The sequence below is a fragment of the Pseudomonas sp. HLS-6 TE3448 genome (assembly GCF_053629555.1).
The window spans coordinates 1-22,984 of sequence record NZ_JBRJIO010000001.1; the positions used below are offsets into that span (position 1 = coordinate 1).

At 53.0% G+C, this 22,984-nt stretch carries 19 protein-coding genes and 1 pseudogene; all 20 read right to left on the reverse strand.

What is annotated here, in order from left to right:
- Positions 1-122: 122 nt before the first annotated feature.
- The gene (locus tag AB7M23_RS00005; protein ID WP_454239987.1) at positions 123-1,331 is read right to left on the reverse strand and encodes a WcaI family glycosyltransferase; all 1,209 of its coding nucleotides are present in this window, start codon (positions 1,329-1,331) and stop codon (positions 123-125) included.
- On the reverse strand, positions 1,331-2,308 hold the full coding sequence (gene fcl / locus AB7M23_RS00010; protein WP_330523847.1) for a GDP-L-fucose synthase: 978 nt from the start codon (positions 2,306-2,308) through the stop codon (positions 1,331-1,333). Before fcl ends, AB7M23_RS00005 begins: the two co-directional genes overlap by 1 nt.
- Before the next feature lie 2 nt (positions 2,309-2,310).
- Positions 2,311-3,429: a GDP-mannose 4,6-dehydratase gene (gene gmd / locus AB7M23_RS00015; protein ID WP_330523848.1), complete on the reverse strand. Its 1,119-nt coding sequence runs from the start codon at positions 3,427-3,429 to the stop codon at positions 2,311-2,313.
- Between the two features lie 12 nt (positions 3,430-3,441).
- The gene (locus AB7M23_RS00020) at positions 3,442-4,599 is read right to left on the reverse strand and encodes an O-antigen ligase family protein (RefSeq protein ID WP_454239988.1); all 1,158 of its coding nucleotides are present in this window, start codon (positions 4,597-4,599) and stop codon (positions 3,442-3,444) included.
- Positions 4,589-5,467, reverse strand: a complete 879-nt coding sequence (locus tag AB7M23_RS00025) for a hypothetical protein (RefSeq protein ID WP_454239989.1) — start codon at positions 5,465-5,467, stop codon at positions 4,589-4,591. Before AB7M23_RS00025 ends, AB7M23_RS00020 begins: the two co-directional genes overlap by 11 nt.
- Positions 5,468-5,483: 16 nt before the next feature.
- Positions 5,484-6,539 (reverse strand): pseudaminic acid synthase, encoded by a 1,056-nt coding sequence (gene pseI, locus AB7M23_RS00030; protein WP_454239990.1) that lies wholly within the window; start codon positions 6,537-6,539, stop codon positions 5,484-5,486.
- A 2-nt stretch (positions 6,540-6,541) separates the two neighbouring features.
- Positions 6,542-7,051, reverse strand: coding sequence for a UDP-4-amino-4,6-dideoxy-N-acetyl-beta-L-altrosamine N-acetyltransferase (gene pseH / locus AB7M23_RS00035; protein ID WP_454239991.1), 510 nt, complete (start codon positions 7,049-7,051; stop codon positions 6,542-6,544).
- Positions 7,048-8,127: a UDP-2,4-diacetamido-2,4,6-trideoxy-beta-L-altropyranose hydrolase gene (gene pseG / locus AB7M23_RS00040; protein ID WP_454239992.1), complete on the reverse strand. Its 1,080-nt coding sequence runs from the start codon at positions 8,125-8,127 to the stop codon at positions 7,048-7,050. The genes pseH and pseG overlap by 4 nt, the downstream gene beginning before the upstream one ends.
- Positions 8,124-8,825, reverse strand: coding sequence for a pseudaminic acid cytidylyltransferase (gene pseF / locus AB7M23_RS00045; protein ID WP_454239993.1), 702 nt, complete (start codon positions 8,823-8,825; stop codon positions 8,124-8,126). Before pseF ends, pseG begins: the two co-directional genes overlap by 4 nt.
- Entirely contained in the window at positions 8,822-9,982 is a 1,161-nt protein-coding gene (pseC, locus tag AB7M23_RS00050) for a UDP-4-amino-4,6-dideoxy-N-acetyl-beta-L-altrosamine transaminase (RefSeq protein ID WP_454239994.1), read from the reverse strand. The genes pseF and pseC overlap by 4 nt, the downstream gene beginning before the upstream one ends.
- Before the next feature lie 3 nt (positions 9,983-9,985).
- Positions 9,986-10,984: a UDP-N-acetylglucosamine 4,6-dehydratase (inverting) gene (gene pseB / locus AB7M23_RS00055; RefSeq protein ID WP_454239995.1), complete on the reverse strand. Its 999-nt coding sequence runs from the start codon at positions 10,982-10,984 to the stop codon at positions 9,986-9,988.
- Between the two features lie 12 nt (positions 10,985-10,996).
- Positions 10,997-12,274, reverse strand: coding sequence for a lipopolysaccharide biosynthesis protein (locus AB7M23_RS00060; protein WP_454239996.1), 1,278 nt, complete (start codon positions 12,272-12,274; stop codon positions 10,997-10,999).
- A gap of 465 nt (positions 12,275-12,739) precedes the next feature.
- On the reverse strand, positions 12,740-14,143 hold the full coding sequence (locus AB7M23_RS00065; RefSeq protein ID WP_454242133.1) for a Wzz/FepE/Etk N-terminal domain-containing protein: 1,404 nt from the start codon (positions 14,141-14,143) through the stop codon (positions 12,740-12,742).
- Positions 14,144-14,265: 122 nt separating this feature from the next.
- Positions 14,266-15,336 carry an LPS O-antigen chain length determinant protein WzzB gene (locus tag AB7M23_RS00070; RefSeq protein ID WP_454239997.1) on the reverse strand — a complete coding sequence of 357 codons (1,071 nt, stop codon included), beginning with the start codon at positions 15,334-15,336 and terminating at the stop codon, positions 14,266-14,268.
- Positions 15,337-15,690: 354 nt separating this feature from the next.
- Positions 15,691-17,142: an MBL fold metallo-hydrolase RNA specificity domain-containing protein gene (locus AB7M23_RS00075; RefSeq protein ID WP_454239998.1), complete on the reverse strand. Its 1,452-nt coding sequence runs from the start codon at positions 17,140-17,142 to the stop codon at positions 15,691-15,693.
- 145 nt (positions 17,143-17,287) lie between these two features.
- Positions 17,288-17,530 carry a LapA family protein gene (locus tag AB7M23_RS00080; protein ID WP_102053165.1) on the reverse strand — a complete coding sequence of 81 codons (243 nt, stop codon included), beginning with the start codon at positions 17,528-17,530 and terminating at the stop codon, positions 17,288-17,290.
- Between the two features lie 24 nt (positions 17,531-17,554).
- A complete protein-coding gene (gene ihfB, locus AB7M23_RS00085) occupies positions 17,555-17,848 on the reverse strand; it encodes an integration host factor subunit beta (protein WP_099775518.1) in 294 nt (97 codons plus the stop codon).
- Positions 17,849-18,244: 396 nt separating this feature from the next.
- Complete coding sequence (gene rpsA, locus AB7M23_RS00090) at positions 18,245-19,921, reverse strand: 30S ribosomal protein S1 (RefSeq protein ID WP_065760855.1); 1,677 nt, start codon at positions 19,919-19,921, stop codon at positions 18,245-18,247.
- Between the two features lie 122 nt (positions 19,922-20,043).
- Complete coding sequence (gene cmk / locus AB7M23_RS00095) at positions 20,044-20,733, reverse strand: (d)CMP kinase (RefSeq protein WP_454239999.1); 690 nt, start codon at positions 20,731-20,733, stop codon at positions 20,044-20,046.
- Positions 20,730-22,938: pseudogene (locus AB7M23_RS00100) on the reverse strand (bifunctional prephenate dehydrogenase/3-phosphoshikimate 1-carboxyvinyltransferase). Before AB7M23_RS00100 ends, cmk begins: the two are co-directional and overlap by 4 nt.
- Positions 22,939-22,984 lie beyond the last annotated feature (46 nt).

Consider the following 22,984-nt stretch of genomic DNA (forward strand, 5'->3'; position numbering starts at 1 on the left):
CCGGAACCGCCAGCCATGATTACCGGAAGCAACATGTGTTTTTGTCCTTTGAAGTCGTACTACCAAAAAATTAATTCTGCATACCGTGCAGCACGCCCAACACATTACAACAAGAAAGAAAATTAAACCTCATCGATAAACCGAGCCAGAATCCGATCCTTGTCGAGAAAATCATGGGCATATGCTGTAGCAATCAGGTTAGGCAAGGGCATAGCCAGGCAACCCTCAATCCCCCTAAGCAATGCCTCGACAGACTCGGGCTCTACCCGTTCTGCAATACCTGGATGGTCCAGGCACAACAAACCCAGAGTGGTCTCAGGGTCTGCGGTTATCACTGCATTGCCACCTACTGCAAGGATGTTGGTCAGTTTTGATGGCAGTACCGCATCTGCAGCCCCGCGTTTCTGAATGACCAAATGGCAATCGGCACTGGCGAGCAGCGCGGGCAAGTCCTCATAAGGTTGCAAAGGTGCAAAGACCACATTCGACAGTTGCTTCGATGCTGCCAACGCTTGCAATCGGGCCTTACCTGCGCCTTCGCCAACGATCAGGAATACCAGCTCCGCCCGGCCCTTAAGGCGATCCGCAGCTTCGATTACACTTTCCAGCCCCTGCTTTTCGCCTATGTTCCCGGAGTAAAGCAGCACCTTCTTGGCTGGATCAATGCCCAGTCGCGCAAGCAATGCGTCATTACGCGCAACATTGGCAAACCGTGCGGTTTCAGACCAGTTAGGGAAAAAACGCAACTGCTCAACGCAGACACCTTTGCTCTGGGCGCGCCGCAGCATAGCCGCAGAAATGCTTGAAACACGGTCAAATGCACGCAAAATGAGCCGTTCTGCACCATAAGCAATACGTTTTAGCGCGCCGCTGTTGGCAATCCCCAGGCCAAACAATGCATCGACTTCAAAATCCTGAATGTGCAGAACGGACTTAGCGCCCGTCAGCTTAGCCAGCAGGAGCGTCTGAGGTGCACAAAATAGCGTCGGGACCACCAGAATGACCAGGTCTGGCTTCCACCTCAACTGTGCCAGCATTGCCAACGAAGATGAGATAGAAAAACTTGCCAGGTGCAACAAGCGCGTTAGTGCCGTCGGTTTAGCCGGCACATAGAGCGGGCACCGATAAACACTGACGCCCTCCTCTTGAGTACAGTTGAAACGCCAGGACGAAAACGCAGGCCACACTTTCCAATCCGGATAGTACGGTGGTGCGGTCACAACCCGCACCTCATGACCGTGCTCAGCAAGCCAGCGGGCCATTTCGCCGCTGTATTTACCGATCCCAGTCAGCTCTGGGCTGTAATTGATGCCATAAAGCAGAATTTTCATCAGTGAGTCCGAGCGTTTTGCACATTGTCGACGTACCACTGATAGGCACTCTGCAAGCCTTGCTCAAGGCCAATACTGGCTGTCCAGCCCAACGCGGCCAAACGCGAAACGTCCATCAACTTGCGCGGAGCACCGTCGGGCTTCGTCGCATCGAACGTCAGCTTGCCCTGAAATCCGGTCACTTTGGCAACTGTGTGCGCCAACTCAGCAATCGTGCAATCAACGCCCGTACCAACGTTGATGTGAGAAAGCATTGGCTGTGTGTGTGCCTGATATAGCTGGGGCTCGAGCTCCATGACATGCACGCAGGCAGCAGCCATATCGTCGACATGCAGAAATTCGCGCATTGGCTTGCCACTGCCCCAGATCACAACCTCGGTATCACCTCGCTGAGTAGCCTCGTGGAAGCGACGCAACAACGCTGGAATAACATGGCTGTTTTCAGGGTGATAATTATCGTGCGGGCCATAGAGGTTGGTTGGCATCACACTACGATAATCGCGGCCATGCTGACGGTTGTAGCTTTCACAGAGCTTGATACCAGCAATTTTGGCCAATGCATAAGGCTCGTTCGTTGGTTCAAGCACACCTGTCAGCAACGCAGCCTCCGTCATAGGCTGCACTGCCAGCTTTGGATAGATGCAGGAAGAACCGAGAAATAGCAGCTTTTGAACACCACTCAGGTGAGCAGCCTGAATGATGTTGGCCTCAATCATCAGGTTGTCAAAAATAAAATCGGCCGGATAGGTGTTATTCGCATGAATACCACCCACTTTGGCTGCGGCAAGATAAACCTGGTCAATGGCATGAGTTTGAAAAAATTGCCGAACCGCCGCCTGGTCGAGCAAATCCAACTCATCCCGCGTTGCGGTGAGGATGTTCGAGTAGCCAAGCGTCTTGAGCGTGCGAACGATGGCTGAGCCAACCATTCCACGATGGCCGGCCACAAAAATCGACTGTTCCAGATTACGGGCCACAATCAGTTCTCCACAGATACAGGCAAGTCATGGCCGTGGGACTTCAGAAGCGCATGGCGCTGAGCTGCTTTCAAGTCCTCGCGCACCATCTCTTCGCACATTTGCTGTACGGTAATTTCCGGTACCCAACCCAATTTTTCTTTAGCCTTGGTTGGATCGCCCAACAAGGTTTCCACCTCAGCAGGCCGGAAATAACGCGCATCCACACGCACAACGACATCACCTACCTTCAGTGCCGGCGCCTTGTCACCTTCAATGTGTTCGACAATCGCATGCTCTTCGACGCCTTTACCTTCAAAGCGCAGCGTAAGACCAAGCTCAGCAGCCGACCACCGCACGAACTCACGCACCGAATATTGCACGCCGGTTGCAATCACGAAGTCTTCAGGTTGTTCTTGCTGCAACATCATCCATTGCATGCGGACGTAGTCCTTGGCATGACCCCAGTCACGTAGGGCATCCATATTGCCGAGGAACAAACACTTTTCCAGGCCTTGGGCGATGTTCGCCAAGGCGCGTGTAATCTTACGTGTTACGAATGTTTCACCACGACGTGGCGACTCATGGTTGAACAAAATGCCGTTGCAGGCATACATACCATAAGCTTCACGATAGTTTACTGTAATCCAGTAGGCATACAGCTTGGCTACCGCATAAGGGGAGCGAGGGTAGAACGGTGTCGTTTCCTTTTGAGGAATCTCTTGCACCAGTCCATAGAGCTCAGACGTCGACGCCTGATAGAAGCGTGTTTTTTTCTCCAAGCCCAACAAACGAATAGCTTCAAGAATACGCAGTGTGCCCATGGCATCAACGTCTGCGGTGTACTCCGGGGACTCAAAACTCACTGCAACATGGGACTGTGCCCCCAAGTTGTACACCTCATCAGGCTGTACTTCCTGAATAATGCGGGTGAGGTTAGAAGAGTCACTCAAATCGCCATAATGCAAAACAAAATTGCGATTATCTACGTGCGGGTCCTGGTAGATATGGTCAACACGCTGAGTATTAAAAGACGAAGCACGGCGCTTAATACCATGTACTTCATAGCCTTTCTCCAAGAGAAACTCAGCCAAGTAAGAGCCGTCCTGCCCTGTAACGCCGGTAATAAGTGCTTTTTTCATACCATTCCTCATTTAAACTGCCATCCGGCTACTGACGTCATTTCTAGGAAGAAACAACATCGCAAGAAAAAAAACATGCGGTACAAAATACTGACCAGCCAAAAGATGAGTATCCATACAAAAAGCTAAAGAATAAAAAACCAATAACGCTATAGAAAAAGAATCCGCATCACGAGAACTCGCTTTGAGCGCCAAAAGAAACGCATAAAACCAAGACAAAATGAAAATCACAAACCCAAAGAAACCATACCCCCAAGCAATAAACAAATAAAAATTATGTGGATGATCTACAACCCCTCCGTACTCTAGCGTGGTAATTACCCTACCGACACCGCCCCCAAAAAATAAAGCCATAGGATCCTTAACTATCATTTCAATGGCCATACGCCAAATCATGAGGCGATTACTGCCACCTGTAGCCTGAACATCTTCTACAATATTAGATTTTGTGTAAACCCAATCAGGGACGGCCACATCACTAACAGCAAAAATCACTAAGAAAGCAGTTAAGATAAGGCTTAAGAAAAAAAGCAAACTCAACTTTTTTCTTACCAAGAAAAACAAGGAGAACAACAAAGAAATGATTGCCGCACGAGAAAAGCCCATCAACAAAACAACACCATAAAAACCGACAAGCAACAGAAAAACAAAAAAAGGCATCTCCCGCTTAAATCGCAACAAAAAAACAATTGCCAAGGAACAAAAAACACCTAACACATTTGGCGAGCCGAATAAAGGATCATACATACGCCCGGAATAAGAGAACCAATCACCCTCTTTGAAAAACAAAAAGAAAATCAAAAAACAAACAGGAAAAAAAATGCAATACCCCTTTAAAATCCTAACAATATCATCACGAGGACACGTTTGAGATATAACAAAAACAGAAAATATTAACATAAAAAACTTTAAAGAATCCTGAACAAACCTATGCCCTTCAGAACCCAAGACACCTACAAAAAAATTTATTACGAAAAGCAAAAAAACAAACCCGAACAACAAAAGCGCTTGAGATGTTATTTTTTTTGCCACAAAACTAAAAAACACCCAGAAAATAAAAAAGACATGCCCCCACATCAAGTACCAACCATCTAGAACGGGAACAAAAATGGCAAACAAAAAACCCAAAAAAACATCAAGCCTTCCGGTAACAACGCGGTCACTCATCATGATGTAACACTTTAAAAGCTGGCGACAATTTATTCGCAACCGAAATATCAACACCACTCTGGGCGAGTGTCTTTTTCAAAAAAACCAAAGCATCAGAAAGAGAATACCGGCCCGTGTTCGTTTTATGAACATCACCTAAGGCTACTGGCTTTTCCTTCTTAATAAGGCTCAATATTTCACCTACCAACGGATCGCTAGGTAGGTGATCATCATAAAAATGAGGGCCACCGAAATCTATACCATGCAACTTTATATTTTTGAAGCCTAGCTGAACCGCGATATCTACACAGATCAATACAGTGGAAATACTTTGCACATATACTTTAGAGGTACTAGACAAGAGCGCACGAGCATAAAGACCAGCACTCTTATCTCCAGTTATTTTTGTAGCACAATCATTTAAAAAAACAACACCACCACCATAGTGCCTGGCAAATGAAAAGATACTATTCTTACTTTCCCACAAGTTTTTAGCGAAAAACTTTGCGCCCGATTGCTCCGCCTTTAATTTATGCACCAACAGCTTCTGAGCCTTACTAATCTTAAATCTACGCTCATCATCACTACACAACTCATACAAATACAAGTCGAAATCGATAGGTATTAAACCGGAAAAATTAAAACCGACGACATAATCTTTTTCAAAATCTATATCTTTAACACTATCGACAGCAGACCAACCCGAACCAATTATATGGCAAGCACCCGCCTTTGTATTACCAACATATAACGGCAAGTCAGACTTATTAAGCCTCTTCCACCCCCACAAAACATGCCCAATACAAAATTTCAAATTAGAAATCAATAAGGTTATCAGCGCATAAGCTCTAAAAATCAAATACTCTTTGAAAAAATCAAAAAATTTCATGACCCCTCCCTGAAAACTAAAAACCCACATCTTTTTTTGTTACTGGAGTCCCAGCTTTTACATCAAACAGAACAGACTTACCTAGCAAATCATCGAGAAACTTAGGAGCCAGACCATATCCCGGCCTCACACTCCTAACACAATCTTCATTTATAACATCACCAGCATACATATCTTTTACAAAATAAAGAGAGCGACGGAACTGCACATTACCAACCTCGCTTGATTTACGACCATAGTTTACTGCACCAAGTGAGGCCCAAGCTGTTTTACTATCACGGCACAGTGCTAGCAATTCTGCCGGCTCCAGTGAAAAGCTATCGTCAGGGCCGCCACCCTCTCTATCTAAAGTGAAATGCTTTTCTATTATCGATGCGCCAAGAGCAACACTAGCAATAGCGGTTGTATTATCAAGGGTATGATCTGATAACCCGGTTACCAAACCGTAACGCTGGGCCATGTCAGGAAGGGTTCTTAGATTATAATCACCTGCAGGAGCAGGATATCCACTTACACAATGAAGAATTGCAAGTTCCTTACACCCTCCAGCTCGAGCTGCGTCAATCGCTTCTGCAATTTCCTCAGCATCCGCCATGCCAGTGGAAATAATCATTGGCTTCCCGGTGGAGGCGACATAACGTATCAAAGGAAGATCGACGGCCTCAAATGATGCAATCTTATATGCCGGAGCATTTAGACTTTCTAGCAAATCTACGGCTGTACTATCGAATGGAGAACTAAATATAGTAATCCCTAATTTTTTTGCATATTCAAAGAGTTGCGAATGCCATTCCCAAGGCATATGTGCTTGCTGATAGAGATCATAAAGAGTACGACCATCCCACAGTCCACCACGAATTTTGAACTCTTCAGCATCGCTATGCAACGTTATGGTGTCTGCAGTATAGGTCTGCAGCTTGATGGCATCGGCACCAGCCTTATGTGCCTCTTCAATAATGCGCAGGGCTGTTTCCAGCTTGCCATTATGGTTGGCGGACAGCTCCGCAATAATGTAGGGCGGTTCGTCTACAGCGATGCGACGACCAGCAATGCTGATACTAGGGTTGCTCATAATCATGCCTCTGGTTGGAGGGCTTGCCACTCTTCGCGCAGCAGGCCGAAATGAATGACGGATTGATAATTTTCGCCGTCAAAATGCTGATCGCGCAGGACACCTTCTTGGATAAAACCCAGTGCATGGTGGAAACGTATCGAACGCTCATTGAAGCCTAGCGCCTGACCACAAACCTTGTGCAGGCGAAGGCTCACAAAGGCGAATTCCAACGCTGCCTGCCCCAGCGAGCGCCCTGTTCCGCGTGGTGCCTCTGGCGCCAAATAAAACCCCCAATCGGCAATCCGGCCGGGCGTACCTTCCGTTATGCTCACGAAGCCCAACGGCACACTCAATTGCTCAAAAATCAGCAAGTGTCGTGCAGCATTACACTGACTGCTCTCAAACCATCGACGATGCTCGTCCAGACTAATCTCATGCTGGGTATACATGTAACGGCGCACATCGGGGTGGTTGCGCCATTGCAGCACCATTTCCAGATCGCCGGTTGTCATGGCCCGGATTACAGTCATTCGGATATCTCCATTGCTGCCAGCAATCGTTCTACCCCACGACCATCAGTAATCTGACTGGCCGCGATTGCCATCGAGTGAAGTACTCCACTCTTGCTCAAACGAGTGAATGCTGACTGTAACTGCTTAGTAAGTGGTATTGTCAGATCAATCATCTGAACCCCACCAGTAGCTTCAAGCGCTAGAGCAGCCGCTTTTTGATTTTCAGCCAAAACAACCAACAAGGTTGGCAAGCCAAGGCAGCAACGCTCCCAAGATGTTCCTCCACCAGCACCAATTGCCAGATCAGCGACAGCCATTCGCTCGGCCATATCGCTAATATCGCAGAGTACTTCTACTGGCCAGGGACATGTGATTGCCATATCACGTACTGCCTGCAGATGTGGCGCGGTTGCACCCAACACTACGGTGAAACGAATACCTTCAGGCAAGTCACAGCACTTTAGCGCCTCAAGAATGGCTCCAGTCTGGTTATGCTGATCCACACCTCCCAATGCGATTAGGACTTGATGCAATGGCCTAGCAGCGCGACAAGACAAGCTCTCGTACCGCAACTTAGAAAACTCAGGACGCAATAGTGCATTATGCGGCCCAGCCAGAACAGCGCAGCCCTCAGGAACCCAAGGTCGGTAATGATCTGCCTGCCTGCCAAGATTCTGGTCAAGTAGCAAATCACATTGGTGTACTCGATCTGCAAGATCGTCGATGACCAGGAAGCGACAATGAGGAGGCCTAACGGCCTCCTCCCAACGCTTATCTAAAGCATAGTGGTCTACAACCAGCCAATCGGGCCGGAAGTTTTCAATTGTGCTGCGGCAAGCCTGGGCATCTTCTTGCTGTGAGGCACCCAGCCAGTGGGCATGGTAAAGCTCGCTGTCCTGCGACTGCCCCAGTGGCAGCCTAAACACCTCGAACCCTTGGCTCTGGACAAAAGCATTCAGATTTCCAAGATGCTCTCGACCGACGAACAAGCTTCGATGCCCTCGTTCACGAAGTGCCCGCGCCAAGGTGAGGCAACGCATGACATGACCAGTACCTATAGCTATTGAAGCGTCGACCCTAAAAAGGATGTTCATGCACAAGACTCAGCAGCTTGCAGGGCCTTGAACATCCACTCGGCGCGCACCCAATCCTCGGGGGTATCAATATCTTGTACTCGGTGTCGAGGCAGAAGTACCGCTGCCGATTCTTTAGAAAACAACGGGGTCTCGGCCAACCATGCTGCGACTTTCCCCCAATAGAACTGACCCGCGTCATGAAAAGCTTCTTCTAGATCCTGAGATCGAGTATTAAAGTGCGCTGGCTCGAACATAGACACTCGGCCATCGGGATCAAGATGCACGGCACGCTGGATTGGAAACGCATAGCTAGTAACCGAGAACGCGTAGCTCGCACAACTCTGCTCAAGTATTTCAAGACCGCGTCGCAAATCCTCTGGTGTCACGAAAGGGGCCGTAGCATAAATACAGCACACATGATCGATTTTCAGTCCCTGATGCTGCATAGCTTCGACGGCTTGCCGGATCACGGGTAAGGTACCCGTATGATCATCAGCTAAACTGGCCGGCCGCATAAACGGAACGTCTGCTCCAAATTGCCGGGCCACCTCCGCGATCTCGACGTCGTCAGTCGAGACTATAACCTTATCGAAACACCCACTCGACAATGCCGCCTCAATAGACCAGGCAATCATTGGCTTACCACAGAACAACTTAATGTTCTTCCGTGGAATACGTTTGCTTCCTCCACGAGCAGGGATTACTGCAAGCTTCATGGCTTCAGTGCTCGCTCAACCGCTTCGACCACCTTATCCTGCTGCTCCAATGTCATACTCTGGAACATCGGCAGGCTGATTGCATCACGGTAATAGGATTCGGCCTGCGGGAAGTCACCGGCCTCAAAACCCATACGTGCGTAATACGGCTGAGTGTGTACGGGAATATAGTGAAGATTGACGCCGATCCCCTGCTCACGCAGCGACTCGAACACCTGACGGTGGGACACGCTGACTTTGTCCAGCTCGAGACGAACTACATAAAGGTGCAAACCGGAGTAGCTGTCAGGGTGCTGCCAAGGGGTTACCAAGGGTAAATGTGCAAGCTTCTCATTGTAACGACGAGCCAAAACATGGCGACGCTCAACGTAACTATTCAGCCGCGTCATTTGACTGACACCCAATGCAGCCTGCAACTCGGTCATTCGGTAGTTCAGGCCCAGTTCGATTTGCTGGTAATACCAAGGCCCATCAGATTCATGCGTCATGAGCGATGGATCACGGGTGATACCATGGCTACGCAGCAAGGCCATTTGACTAGCCAACTGATCATCATTGGTCAAGGCCATACCGCCTTCAGCAGTTGTGACTATCTTGACCGGGTGAAAGCTGAACACCGTAATATCGCTATAACGGCAGTTTCCGATAAACTCACCTCGGTACTTACCACCAATAGCGTGTGAGGCATCCTCAATAACCTTGAAGCCGTAACGCAGGGCCAACTCATGAATGGCCTGCATGTCGCAAGGCTGACCACACAGGTGTACAGGAACCACTACCTTAGGTAGGCGACCTTCCCGCTCAGCCACTTCCAGCTTTGCAGCTAACGCCTTGGGGCACAGGTTATAGGTGCTCGGGTCGATATCGACAAAATCCACCTGAGCACCACAGTACAGACCACAGTTGGCTGATGCGACGAATGTAACGGGCGAAGTCCACAGCCAGTCGCCTGGCCCCAACCCCAACGCCAAGCATGCAATGTGCAGCGCCGAGGTGGCACTATTGACCGCCAGCGCGTGCCCTGCACCCACATGCTCTGCGACGCTCTGCTCAAAACGCGGAACCATTGGCCCCTGGGTCAGAAAGTCAGATTGAAGCACCTCGACCACGGCCTCGATATCTGCTTGGGTAATGTCCTGTCGACCGTACGGGATCATGAATCAGATGCTCCCAATCTTGTGTTGGTTGGCTTCGATCCAGGCCTGCAACTGAGCATCAGTCATCCACTCGCTGTTGTTGTCACTGGCATAAACGAAACCTTCCGCCACTTTCTTGCCATCCTTGATACGCTTCTCGCAAGTAGCCCAGTCATTGATCACTGGCAGAATCTTGAAGTGCTCAGGGTATTCAAACGTGGTGTAGGAGTCCTCGGCGCTGATCATCTGTTCATGGAGTTTCTCGCCCGGACGGATACCGACGATTTTCTGAGTAGCATCAGGTGCTACTACACGTGCCAGGTCAATAACCTTCATGGATGGGATCTTTTTGACGTAAATCTCGCCGCCTTCCATATCATCAAAGGCATGCCAAACCAACTCGACACCTTCCTCAAGCGAGATCATGAAGCGCGTCATACGCTCATCGGTAATCGGCAGCTCCCCCTTGTCCTTGATCGACATGAAGAATGGGATTACAGAACCGCGGGAGCCCATGACGTTACCGTAGCGCACCACAGCCATACGGGTTTCATGGCCGCCAGCATAGGAGTTGCCAGCAACGAACAGCTTGTCCGAAGCAAGCTTGGTAGCACCGTAGAGATTGACCGGGCTGCTGGCCTTGTCAGTGGAAAGAGCGACAACACGCTTGATACCCCGATCAATACAGGCATCGATGAGGTTCATGGCACCGTTGATGTTGGTCTTGATGCACTCGAATGGGTTGTACTCAGCGGTCGGAACGATCTTGGTTGCCGCGGCATGTACAACATAATCGACGCCATCCAGGGCGCGGTAAAGGCGCTCTTTGTCGCGCACGTCACCGATGAAGAAGCGCACTCGGGAATCGCCTTCGAATTTCTTGGCCATGTCCCACTGCTTCATTTCATCACGGGAGAAGATGATGATCTTCTTCGGGTTGTACTTGGCCAGCGTCATCGGTACGAAGGTGTTGCCAAAGGAACCGGTACCGCCGGTGATGAGGATGGTCTTGTTGGTCAGCATACTGCGTCTTTCCTAGATGGCGGCCTGGCGATCTGCAGGACGGAATGAACGAAAAGGTGCCGGAGTCAGTCGATAGAACGACCAGGTTTTCCAGCACAGGATGAAGAGGAAGGCTATACATAGGCCAATGGGTACGGCGAGCCCGCCGAGCCACGGCGATAACGCAGCAGTGGCCAGAACAAAGATCACCAAGCTTATGATGTGGCTACGGATGATCGGCTTATCCAGAGACTGCGCGTAAAGCGCGTAGTGGGGAATCATACCTAGGGCATACAATACCGCGCCAGCCAGTATCCAAGGGAAAAGGTACAAATGGTCGAGGTAAAGCGGCTTGTCAAGCCAAACCAGCAAGGGGTGGATAACAACCAACGCACATACGACGAATCCGACTGACAGCACAATCGTTTGGAAAAATAGCTTACGCATGCCACTGACGAACGCTGCCGGGTCTTGCGCATGGAAGGACTTGATCAACGCGGGATAAATGAACGCGAATACACCAGCATCAAGGAATGATATCAGAGCATTACAGATACCGGCGAACAGCACATAGACCCCTAGGGTATTGAGATCGACTAATGCCTGGAACCAGTAACGATCAAGCGTGAACAGCCCACGCAAAGACAAGGTGGCGATCACTAAAGGCGTAGCAACAGCAACCCCACGACGAACCCATGTCCAATCTATAGCGCTACGCCACTGACCAATACCTAGACCATAAAGACGCCATACCCCGATAACTCCCCCTACAGCCGCACCCAATACCCAAGCCTGGAGCACGCACTCCAGGGTGCGCCATCGTGGGTCGAGAAACATCAAGACAGTGATCAAAACTGCCCAAAGCCCGGAGCGAAAAAACAGAATTATGCTCGCACTCATGGGCTGGCCAATGGCAATCAAGAGACGTCCGATTTCCTGATTGACATGCTCAAGCATAAGCAGTGCGAAGAACCAAGACAGCAAAAACCAAGGCATCCAGCCAGCCCAAAACAGTACGACTACGACAGGCGCTAGAATTGCGTACAGGATCAAGCACAGTGCTGCATGAGCCTTGAGGTAGCCGCCCCAGGCAGTTGGTTGGTACTTTAAAAGCTCACGGGTAGAGTAGGTGTAAAAATCCAGACCAACGACAAACAAAGCATAGCCCACTGTAGCCGCGAGCAATCCGTAAAGCCCAACGTCGCCTGGCGCAAGAAAGCGAGCTAGAAAGAAGACCAGCAAAAACTTGCCCAGCAACGTCGAGGCGCGCAGTGAAATATTCAATAACGGAAGCAAGCGTATGATTTGCACAGAAATTACCAAAAATTACATTTTGACATCATTTTGCCAGCCATTGCCATCAAAAACCAAAACCACAATACGCAAAAATTTACAACACCCAGCGCAACCCAAAATTCTGGAATATCTACAAGCTGACACAAGAAGCCCGCTTGAGCAATCATCTGAGCGAGTAGCAAATTGGCTATACCCTACAAAATCGCAAGCCATCGCGGCTAACACCGCGCATCACACCCTTCAGCAGCCACGCTATAGTCAAGTTACTTTAATTAAAGAAACTTCAAACATGCCACTCCAAAATATCTTTCAAACTAAATGCATACTCTGCCCTAACGCTATATCAATAGCCATTTGACACACTAGCTTAAAGCAATCAGTTATTCCCCCTTATGACCTATATTACGTATTGGCGCAGAATAACTCGGGAGACAGTTCAAAGAGATAACCTCTCCCAGAGCGAATATCTTCCAAAAGCAATCAGCGCTCTCTGGCTTTGACTGAGGCATCAGCTTCAATAATTTTGGACAATGGTGCAGGGTTAATTGCAGACATATGCACGCGGTGCGCAAGCAGGAAATGACGCAGCAAAGCCAGAATGATACCCAATACCCCCCCAAGCATTAGACCCAAGCCCACAACAAGGGCCTTTTGAGGGCTGGCCGGATTAGCTGGCTCGAGGGCCAAACGGTCAACATTAACCAGACTCAATCCACGCATATCGGTACTGATGCTCGACAAGCGCACACGCTCAGCTCTAAGTGGCGCGATATCACTCAAAAACACTTCTTCATTTTCCCGCTGGTTGAGCACCTCAACCTGGCGGTTCGTGTTCAACAACAAGAGCTCCTTGCGAATTTGTGCTACCCGCGGGTCGGCAAAATCGTCAGACGTACGTTGGCGCAAGGCTTTACGCTCTGCCTCGAGGGCGTCGGTGCCCATGAAGTACAGGGGGATTTGCTGGTTGTTGACTTCGGTTCGAATGATGTTGCTGCCCGACTCACCTTCGCTGGCCATGGACGATGGCGTTGACGGTTTTTTCAGGCCGAGCGAACGCGCAATGCTGATGGCTTCATCCAGTTGGGCGATACGGTCTTCACGGCGTACTTTTAGCTGCACGCGCAGCGCCTTGAGTTCGTCCTGCAACTGCGCACGCTTGAGGTTATCGGCCTCCAGCAACGCTGCAATCTTGCCTTCTTTCTCGGCATCATAGGCAGCACGGGCGGCGTCCAGCTTGGTGTCCACTTCGCTCAAGCGGTTACTGATGATGACCTTCAGGTCGTCAGCGATCTGTTTACGTTCATTTTCAATGGCGTATTGAACAAACCCATTGAGAATCTCATCACCCTCTACCCCTTTGGGGTAGCGCATCTCCAAGCCGATATAGGCGCTCAGCAGGTCAGCCTTTTTAGGGTCTGGCTGTACCAGCTTGAGTGAGTCGCGGTTGAACTCCTCAAACACCTGCTCGGGCGACTGCCCTGCCTTGCCGAATGCTTCAAACAGTTTGGGGTTGGCACGAAAGTAACTGAGGCGCGTGTCGTAGGAGTCCAGCGCTGCACCTACTCGCACCAAGGCCTTGCCAGGCGGCAGGGAATAGACCTCGGTACGGTTCAAGGCATCCAGGTCGTTGAGGGCTGCAGGGCGCAGCAGCGTGCTCACTTCATACTCAGGCGTGGCCAAAAACGCATAAGCGCCGGCAATGGCGCCCACGAACAACGCCGTAGCCGCAATCAGCTTTTTTTGCTTCCAGATGGACTGAATCATTGCAAAAAGGTCAATTTCATCGTGGGCGACAACGGAAGGTACGCGGGTAATACTGGTCACACCAAATGCCTGTCTGATTGAGTTGAACTGACTCGCCCAAGACAGGCAAAAAACGTCCATCGTCATCGCTGCCGACTACGATCCTCGGACACTCCCTGTCGTCAGACGACGAATGGCGGCATTGTGACAGTTTCTGTAAAAGTGGACCACCCTTGAAACTAAGTAACGCTAACGACTCTCGTTCAGGTGCCCGCTAATGGGGAGCGCCTCGGCCTGAGCACTTGCCGGAACAAGTGGCGCATCAAGGCCAACCCCACACCCACCACCACACCTGCAACCAGGCCAAGCAGTACAATCAACAACTTCTTGGGTTTTACCGGCTTGTCTGGCAGCTCTACCACACCGTCCTGCCGGTAAGCCGCAACCAACGCAGGGTCGATGCTCAGGTTGCGATAAAACGTCAAGGCTGCCTGTTGCTGGCGAAGGTTCTGAATAAACGGGTCATCGGACTGGCGCTTCTGCAGGTTTTCAATTTCTGCCTCCAGTGCCTTGCTGCCACGCATATAGGTCAGCGAACCTTCCATGCCCGCAGACACTTCAGTAGAGAGATTACCGGAAATGATCGGCGGCTTTTCCAGGCCAATGGACTTGGCGACCTGAAGCGCCTCTTTCAATTGCACGATGTCATCTTCGCGTTGCTTGCGTGAGCTTTCCTGCGCGGTCAGGATTTGCCGCTGCAGGTTGTTGGCCTTTACCATGGCATCGCTTTTGATGTTCTTGAGCACTTCCTGCTTGGCGCGCTCCCCTGCCAACTGGGCATAGTTAGTAACCCATTCGGCAGCCTGCTGCGGGCTGTAAACGTTCGCGGTAATGGCAAAGCGCGTAGGGGTGTCCTTGGCGGCGACCGCCACAACCAGCAGCTTGTTGAAATCGCTGTACAAGAGATCCTGGGAACCTTTGCGCTCCTGCTCTGTGAGCGTAGGCAGGTAGGCGGTCTGGAAAAAGCTACGGCGCAGCGACTCGGACTGCAGGTGTTTCACGTAGACATCGTAGATATCCTTGACCGTAAGCGTGTCTAGCCCGGTGTCGGGGCCGCGCCCATAGTTGAGGTGCGCGATGTCATTCTGCGTCGGGGGCTGGACGAATACCTTGGCTTCATAAACAGGCCTCGCCAGAAGCGCATAGGCAAGGGCTGCCAGAAAAATCACGGCGGTCGTGACCATAATCAGCATTTTCTGCTGCCATAAGCCTTTGATCAGCTCAATCAGGTCGATGTCATCGGATTCGATCAAGCGTTCGCGGTCTTGGGCCATTTATTCTTTTTTTCCTGGATCCAAATTGTAAATGAGTTGTGATATCAACTCCTAAAACGTTCAGGGCACTCGCGAGCTGGAAATGACAGGAAATATGGCAATAAGCCATGAATTGAATAACTGCCTTTTACCTTGCTTGTTTCTGACCTTACCGCTCGGTTTTTCTCCTGGTACCACGCAGTAGGGCCCCCGCTTTTTTGCGCTCTATTTACAACTGTTCCATGTCAGAAAAATACAGGTTAATACGACTCGCCAGATGAAGTGAAGTTCATTTCACCTGGCTGCCGATCGTCGAAAAAACTGCATTTATCATTAATGATAATAACTAGCAGTAGCGCTATTAACCTCGGGCCTTTATGCGGGTATTTCCACCGAAAGTGCCTTTCCTTGCTCGTTGTAACGGCACTTCAATGCGTGCGCCAATGCGGCCTTGGCCCGCTTCTCTCCGTGCACCAGCAGCACCCTTTCAGGCCACTGCTGCATTCCGGTGACGAAATCCACCAGGCCTTTTTGGTCGGCGTGAGCCGAGTAGCCACCCAGCGTTGCGACTTTGGCCTTGATTTCGTACATCTCTGCATCCAGATCAATCATCACAAAGCCTTCGGCGCCCTCGCAGGCCTGGATCACCGCACCCGGCGTGCCCCTAGCCTGATAGCCAACAAACAGCACCTGGTGCCGCGGGTCGCCGAGCATGGCCTTGAGGTAGTTAACGATTCGCCCACCTGAGCACATGCCGTTACCTGCAATGACGATAGCAGGCCTGCCGGTGCTCGCCAGGTAGTTGACGGTTTTCTGGTGCTGCACATGGCTGTCGAGGGTGATCAGTTGCCTGAAGCGCAGCGGTTTTCGCCCCTCGCTAAGGCGTTGTTGGGCTTCATCGTTCCAGAAGTCGTTGAGTTCACGGTAGGCCTGGGTGAATCGGCTGGCCAGGGGCGAGTCAAGAATGATGGGCAGTTGTGGCCAGTCAATGGGCAGCCCGTGCCGTGCTTCCCGCTCGCCCGTGCAAGGCTCGGCAGGCAGCAGCGCCTTGCGATGGAGGATGTCTTCGATTTCGTAGAGCAGTTCTTGGGTGCGGCCGGCACTGAATGCCGGAATAAGGATGGTGCCATGGTCAGCCAAAGCCTGGTCTATTGCCTGTTCGAGCCGTTGCTGGCGGTGAGTGCGGTCTTCATGCAGGCGGTCGCCGTAGGTGCTTTCCAGCACCAGGATGTCGGCGCGCTCTGGCGATTTGGGCGGCTGCAACAACGGTGTATGGGCCGCACCAAGGTCTCCGGAGAACACGACGCGCTTGCTGGTCGCGGCTTTCGGGTAGTGGATATCGCACTCGATGTAAGCAGACCCCAGCACATGCCCCGCACGCTGAAGGCGGATGTTGCAGACCAGCTCCGGGGTATTGATGAGTGCATGCCACTGGTCATAGGGCACGGCAATGATGGCTTGCTCTACGCGCTTGAGGTAGCGGTCTACCGTGTTCTGGTCACGGGTAACGCTGAGCTTGAAGGCATCTTCCAACACCAGCGGCAGCAGCTTGGCAGAAGGCTGACTGCAGATGATCGGGCCATTGAAACCTGCGGCGAGCAGGTTGGGAATGCGCCCTACATGGTCGATGTGAATATGGCTGATCAGCAGGGCCTCGATGCCCTCGACCGGGAAGTCGACTTCAAGGTTGGCCGCAGGGCTCGACTCGTCACCCTGAAACAGGCCGCAATCGATCAGCAGGCTGTGGGCAACATCAAGATGAAGCTGGTGACAGGAGCCGGTTACGCCTTGGGTGGCGCCGTGGTGGGTAATAGCGGGAAAAACCATACGAGCCCGCTCCGTGCGTGTTTATGGAGCGCTATTACTCCACAGAAGCGTGCGGGCACGGTGCCAGAATCGGAGGGGATGGTTGTAGGAAAAGCCCTATTTTTTAGTGCTCTCCAGTATTCCGCTGCCTGAAACCAGGCTGGCTTCAGACACTGGAGCGGCGAGCACGGCCTTTGGCGCGCAGGGCGATGTACATTCCCAGCAGTGGGCCTACGGCGAGCCCCATCAACAGCGCCACCAGCACAATCACCGCAACGGGCAAGGCCGGTGCAGACCAACCAAACAAAACCAGCGCCACGGATTGTTGGTTTTCCAGCACAAACAGCAGCACAACCGCGGCCACCGCCAGAACGAACAGCACCAGCAGCAGGCGTTTAAGGTTGCGCATGTTTATCTCCTTTTCCAGACAGTATCACGCCTGTTCCTCGTCTTCATTGACCCGATCCCGTAACTCTTTACCGGGTTTGAAATGCGGCACGAACTTGCCATCAAGGCTGACAGACTGACCGGTCTTGGGGTTGCGCCCTACGCGGGGTGCGCGGTAGTGCAGCGAGAAGCTGCCGAAACCGCGAATTTCAATGCGGTCACCCGTCGCAAGGCACTGGGACATTTGCTCAAGCATGGTCTTGATGGCCAGCTCCACATCTTTGGACGAGAGCAGCCCCTGATGGGTGACAATACGTTCGATCAACTCGGACTTCGTCATATTTTTCCCTTCTTTATCAAGCAGCTAGATCATTGCTTCTTCTGTTTGTAGCATGCTCGGAGGGATTTGAACAGGGTGGATCTTGACTTAATCAAAAATTCAAAATTGCACCATGGTGGGGATGGCCCAGGATGATGGGCTGGCATCAGGAAGCGGGGGCCGATCTGCGAGGGCTGGGTTGAGGCTGATGACGCTATCGCGGGCAAGCCCGCTCCTACAAAGGCCGTGCAAGCTATAAGAGCCGGGCCTGCCCGCGATGCAGACGCCGCGAACTTACTGGCACCGCGCCGACGCCATCGCGGGCAAGCCCGCTCCCACAAGGACCTGCTCAGGGGTGTTTTTTGCGGGCACAAAAAAGGGCGACCGAAGTCGCCCTTTTTCTTAACCAGTCAGAACTTAGTTCTGCTTGGCCATTGCCTCGCGCAGCAGGGCAGCCATGGTGGTGTCACCAGTGACTTCTGGAGCGGTTTTCAGGCTTTGGATCGCTTCGCGCTCTTCTGCATCGTCTTTCGACTTGATGGACAGGTTGATTACGCGGCTCTTACGGTCGACGCTGATGATCTTAGCTTCGATCTCTTCGCCTTCTTTCAGGACGTTACGCGCGTCTTCAACGCGGTCACGGCTGATTTCGGAGGCTTTCAGAGTAGCTTCGATGTCGTCAGCCAGGGTAACTACAGCGCCCTTGGCGTCAACTTCTTTCACGATACCTTTGACGATAGCGCCCTTGTCGTTGACAGCAACGTAGTTGGAGAACGGATCGTCTTCCAGCTGCTTGATGCCCAGGGAGATGCGCTCGCGCTCTGGGTCAACCGACAGAATGACGGTTTCCAGCTCGTCGCCCTTCTTGAAGCGACGTACGGCTTCTTCGCCGACTTCGTTCCAGGAGATGTCCGACAGGTGAACCAGACCGTCGATGCCGCCGTCCAGACCAATGAAGATACCGAAATCGGTGATCGACTTGATGGTGCCGGAGATCTTGTCGCCCTTGTTGAACTGGCCAGAGAAGTCTTCCCATGGGTTGGACTTGCACTGTTTGATGCCCAGGGAGATACGACGACGCTCTTCGTCGATGTCCAGAACCATAACTTCCACTTCGTCGCCCACTTGAACGACTTTCGATGGGTGGATGTTCTTGTTGGTCCAGTCCATTTCGGAAACGTGTACCAGGCCTTCCACGCCTTCTTCCAGCTCTGCGAAGCAGCCGTAGTCGGTCAGGTTGGTGACGCGCGCCATGACGCGGGTGCTCTCTGGGTAACGTGCCTTGATAGCAACCCATGGGTCTTCGCCCAGTTGCTTCAGGCCCAGGGATACGCGGTTACGCTCGCGATCGTACTTCAGAACCTTGACATCGATCTCGTCGCCAACGTTGACGATTTCCGATGGGTGCTTGATACGCTTCCAAGCCATGTCGGTGATGTGCAGCAGGCCATCGACGCCGCCCAGATCAACGAATGCACCGTAGTCGGTGAGGTTCTTGACGATACCTTTGACTTGTTGGCCTTCCTGCAGCGATTCCAGCAGAGCTTCGCGCTCGGCGCTGTTTTCGGCTTCCAGGACGCTGCGACGGGAAACGACAACGTTGTTGCGCTTCTGGTCCAGCTTGATGACCTTGAATTCCAGCTCTTTGCCTTCCAGGTGGGTGGTGTCGCGCACTGGGCGGACATCAACCAGGGAACCTGGCAGGAAGGCGCGGATGCCGTTGACGTCAACAGTGAAGCCGCCTTTGACTTTACCGTTGATAACGCCCTTGACCACTTCTTCGGCGGCGAAAGCTGCTTCCAGAACAATCCAGCACTCGGCGCGCTTGGCTTTTTCACGGGACAGTTTGGTTTCGCCAAAGCCGTCTTCGACCGCGTCCAGCGCAACGTGAACTTCGTCACCGACCTTGATGGTCAGCTCGCCAGCTTCGTTGTAGAACTGCTCGAGCGGGATGACGCCCTCGGATTTCAGACCGGCGTGGACAGTAACCCAGTCACCGTCGATATCAACAACGATACCGGTGATGATCGCACCTGGTTGAAGGTTGAGGGTTTTCAGGCTTTCTTCAAAAAGTTCTGCAAAGCTTTCGCTCATTTTAATTCCTGTAGATTAGGGCGAAACAGACGCCCAGCAACCACACTCCAGACAATGTGGGTTTCGTTCATAGTAAGGGCAGCCTGCAGGACGTTGACTGGTGGACCTGCAAACCTCCCTGATCACCCGGCGATGTCGCGCAGTGCGACTTCACTCATGATGCGTTCCAACACCTGCTCGATGGACAATTCCGTGGAATCCAGCTGAATTGCGTCGGGCGCCGGCTTGAGCGGGGCCACTGCGCGCTGGGTGTCGCGCTCATCGCGCGCACGTATCTCATCTAGCAGACTCGACAGACTAACATCATCGCCCTTGGCCTTCAACTGCAAGTAGCGTCGACGCGCACGCTCCTCGGCACTGGCCGTCAGGAAAATCTTCAGCGGGGCATCGGGAAACACCACGGTGCCCATGTCACGACCATCAGCGACCAGCCCCGGCGATTCCTGGAATGCACGCTGGCGCTGCAACAATGCATCCCGTACGGCCGGCAGTGAGGCTACCATGGAGGCACCCGCCCCCACGGTCTCGTTGCGAATGACATCGCTGACGTCGTCGCCTTCCAGAATAATACGCTGCGGCTGGCCATCGCTGGCAGCGATGAATTGCACATCCAGATGAGCGGCCAGCGCCTTGAGCAGTTCTTCGTTGGTCAGGTCGACACCGTGGTTGCCAGCCGCATAGGCCAGCAAACGGTACAGCGCGCCCGAGTCGAGCAGGTTCCAGCCCAGGCGCTTGGAGAGCAGCCCGGCAATGGTGCCCTTGCCGGAGCCGCTAGGCCCGTCGATGGCGATGACTGGTGCTTGCTGGTTCACGACTTGCCCTCTTCAGCAACACGGATGCCGACTTCGGCACACAGCGCCAGGAAGTTCGGGAACGACGTGGCGACGTTGGCACAATCATGGATGCGAATCGGCGCATTTGCACGCAACGAGGCAACACTGAAGGCCATGGCGATACGGTGGTCACCGTGCCCATGAACTTCGCCACCGCCGATAGGGCCGCCATCGATGATGATGCCATCCGGGGTCGGCTCACATTTCACGCCCAGGGTCAGCAGGCCATCGGCCATGACCTGGATGCGATCGGATTCCTTGACCCGCAACTCTTCGGCGCCACGCAGTACGGTACGGCCTTCGGCACAGGCAGCCGCCACGAACAATACCGGGAATTCGTCGATGGCCAGCGGTACCAGCGCCTCAGGAATTTCGATGCCCTTGAGCTTGGCGCCACGCACGCGCAGGTCTGCCACAGGCTCGCCGCCGACTTCGCGCTGGTTTTCCAGGGTGATGTCGCCGCCCATCAAACGCAGGATGTCGATAACACCGGTGCGGGTCGGGTTGATGCCAACGTGTTCAAGCAGCAACTCGGAGCCTTCGGCAATCGACGCTGCCACCAGGAAGAACGCCGCCGAGGAGATGTCGGCAGGCACTTCGATCGACGTGGCGGTGAGCTTGTGGCCGGACTCCAGCGATGCGGTCGCCCCCTCAACCGTGACCGGGTAGCCGAAGCCACGCAGCATACGCTCGGTATGGTCGCGGGTCGGTGCAGGTTCGGTAACGGTGGTCTTGCCTTCGGCATACAGGCCCGCCAGCAGCAGGCAGGATTTCACCTGGGCACTGGCCATTGGCAGGGTGTAGTTCAGCGCCTTGAGCGTGTGACCACCGCGAATGGTCATCGGCGGACGACCTTCAGCAGCGGTTTCAATGACTGCACCCATTTCGCGCAGCGGGTTGGCCACACGGTTCATCGGACGCTTGGACAGCGAGGCATCACCGGTCAGTACGGTATCGAAGCTTTGCGCGGCCAGCAGGCCGGACAGCAGGCGCATCGAGGTACCGGAGTTACCCAGGTAGATCGGCCCAGGTGGCGGCTTCAGGCCATTGAGGCCAACGCCATGGATGGTCACGCGGCCGTGATGCGGGCCCTCGATCACCACACCCATGTCACGGAAGGCCTGCAGGGTAGCCAGCGCATCTTCGCCCTCAAGGAAACCTTCCACCTCGGTGGTGCCTTCGGCCAGCGAGCCGAGCATGATCGAGCGGTGGGAAATCGATTTGTCGCCTGGTACGCGAATACGGCCGGACAGGCGACCACCAGGATTTGCCAGGAAAATCAGATCGTTGGAGTTCATAGCGTCCACATAGGCCCGGCGGGCCAGGATTTTACTGAAATGCTCGCGAGCTACCCGAGCGCGGGTGAACACACCCAGCAGCTGGTGCCCGTCCCCTGCATCGACCGCATCGCGCAAGGCGTCGAGGTCGCTGCGAAATGTATCCAGTGTGCGCAGAACAGCTTCGCGGTTGGCGAGAAAAATGTCGTGCCACATTACCGGGTCGCTTCCGGCGATTCTCGTGAAATCGCGAAAGCCGCCCGCAGCGTAACGGAAGATATCCAGGTTTTCGTTGCGTTTTGCCAACGAGTCGACCAGACCAAAGGCCAACAGGTGCGGCAGATGACTGGTTGCCGCGAGCACCTCGTCGTGGCGCTCGACCTGCATGTGCTCGACGTCGGCACCCAGCGCACGCCAGAGGCGATCAACCAGCGCCAAGGCGGCGGGATCGGTCTCGGCAAGCGGGGTCAAGAATGACTTTGTGTCGACGAAACAGCTCGGCATTGGAGGCTTCCACGCCGCTTTGCTCGGAGCCGGCAATCGGATGCCCTGGCACAAAGTTCGGCAGGCGTGAGCCAAAGGCCTCGCGCGCTGCGCGCACGACATTGCCCTTGGCGCTACCGACATCTGTCAGTACCGCCTGCCCCAGTTCGAGCTGCGCGAGTTTGGCCAGGAGCTTTTCCATGGCCAGAATCGGTACGGCCAATTGAATGACATCGGCACCGACACAGGCCTTGGCCAGGTCGTCTTCGCAGCGATCGACTACACCCAGCTCAACCGCCAGCTTGCGCGACTGCGGGTCGAGATCGACCCCGACCACTTCACGGCACAGACCGCTTTCGCGCAGGCCCTTGGCAAAGGACCCACCGATCAGGCCCAGGCCGACAACGACCAGGCGCGTAATAATGGGCTCAGCCTTTTCTACTGTCACGTCAACCACAAACCGGCACCCT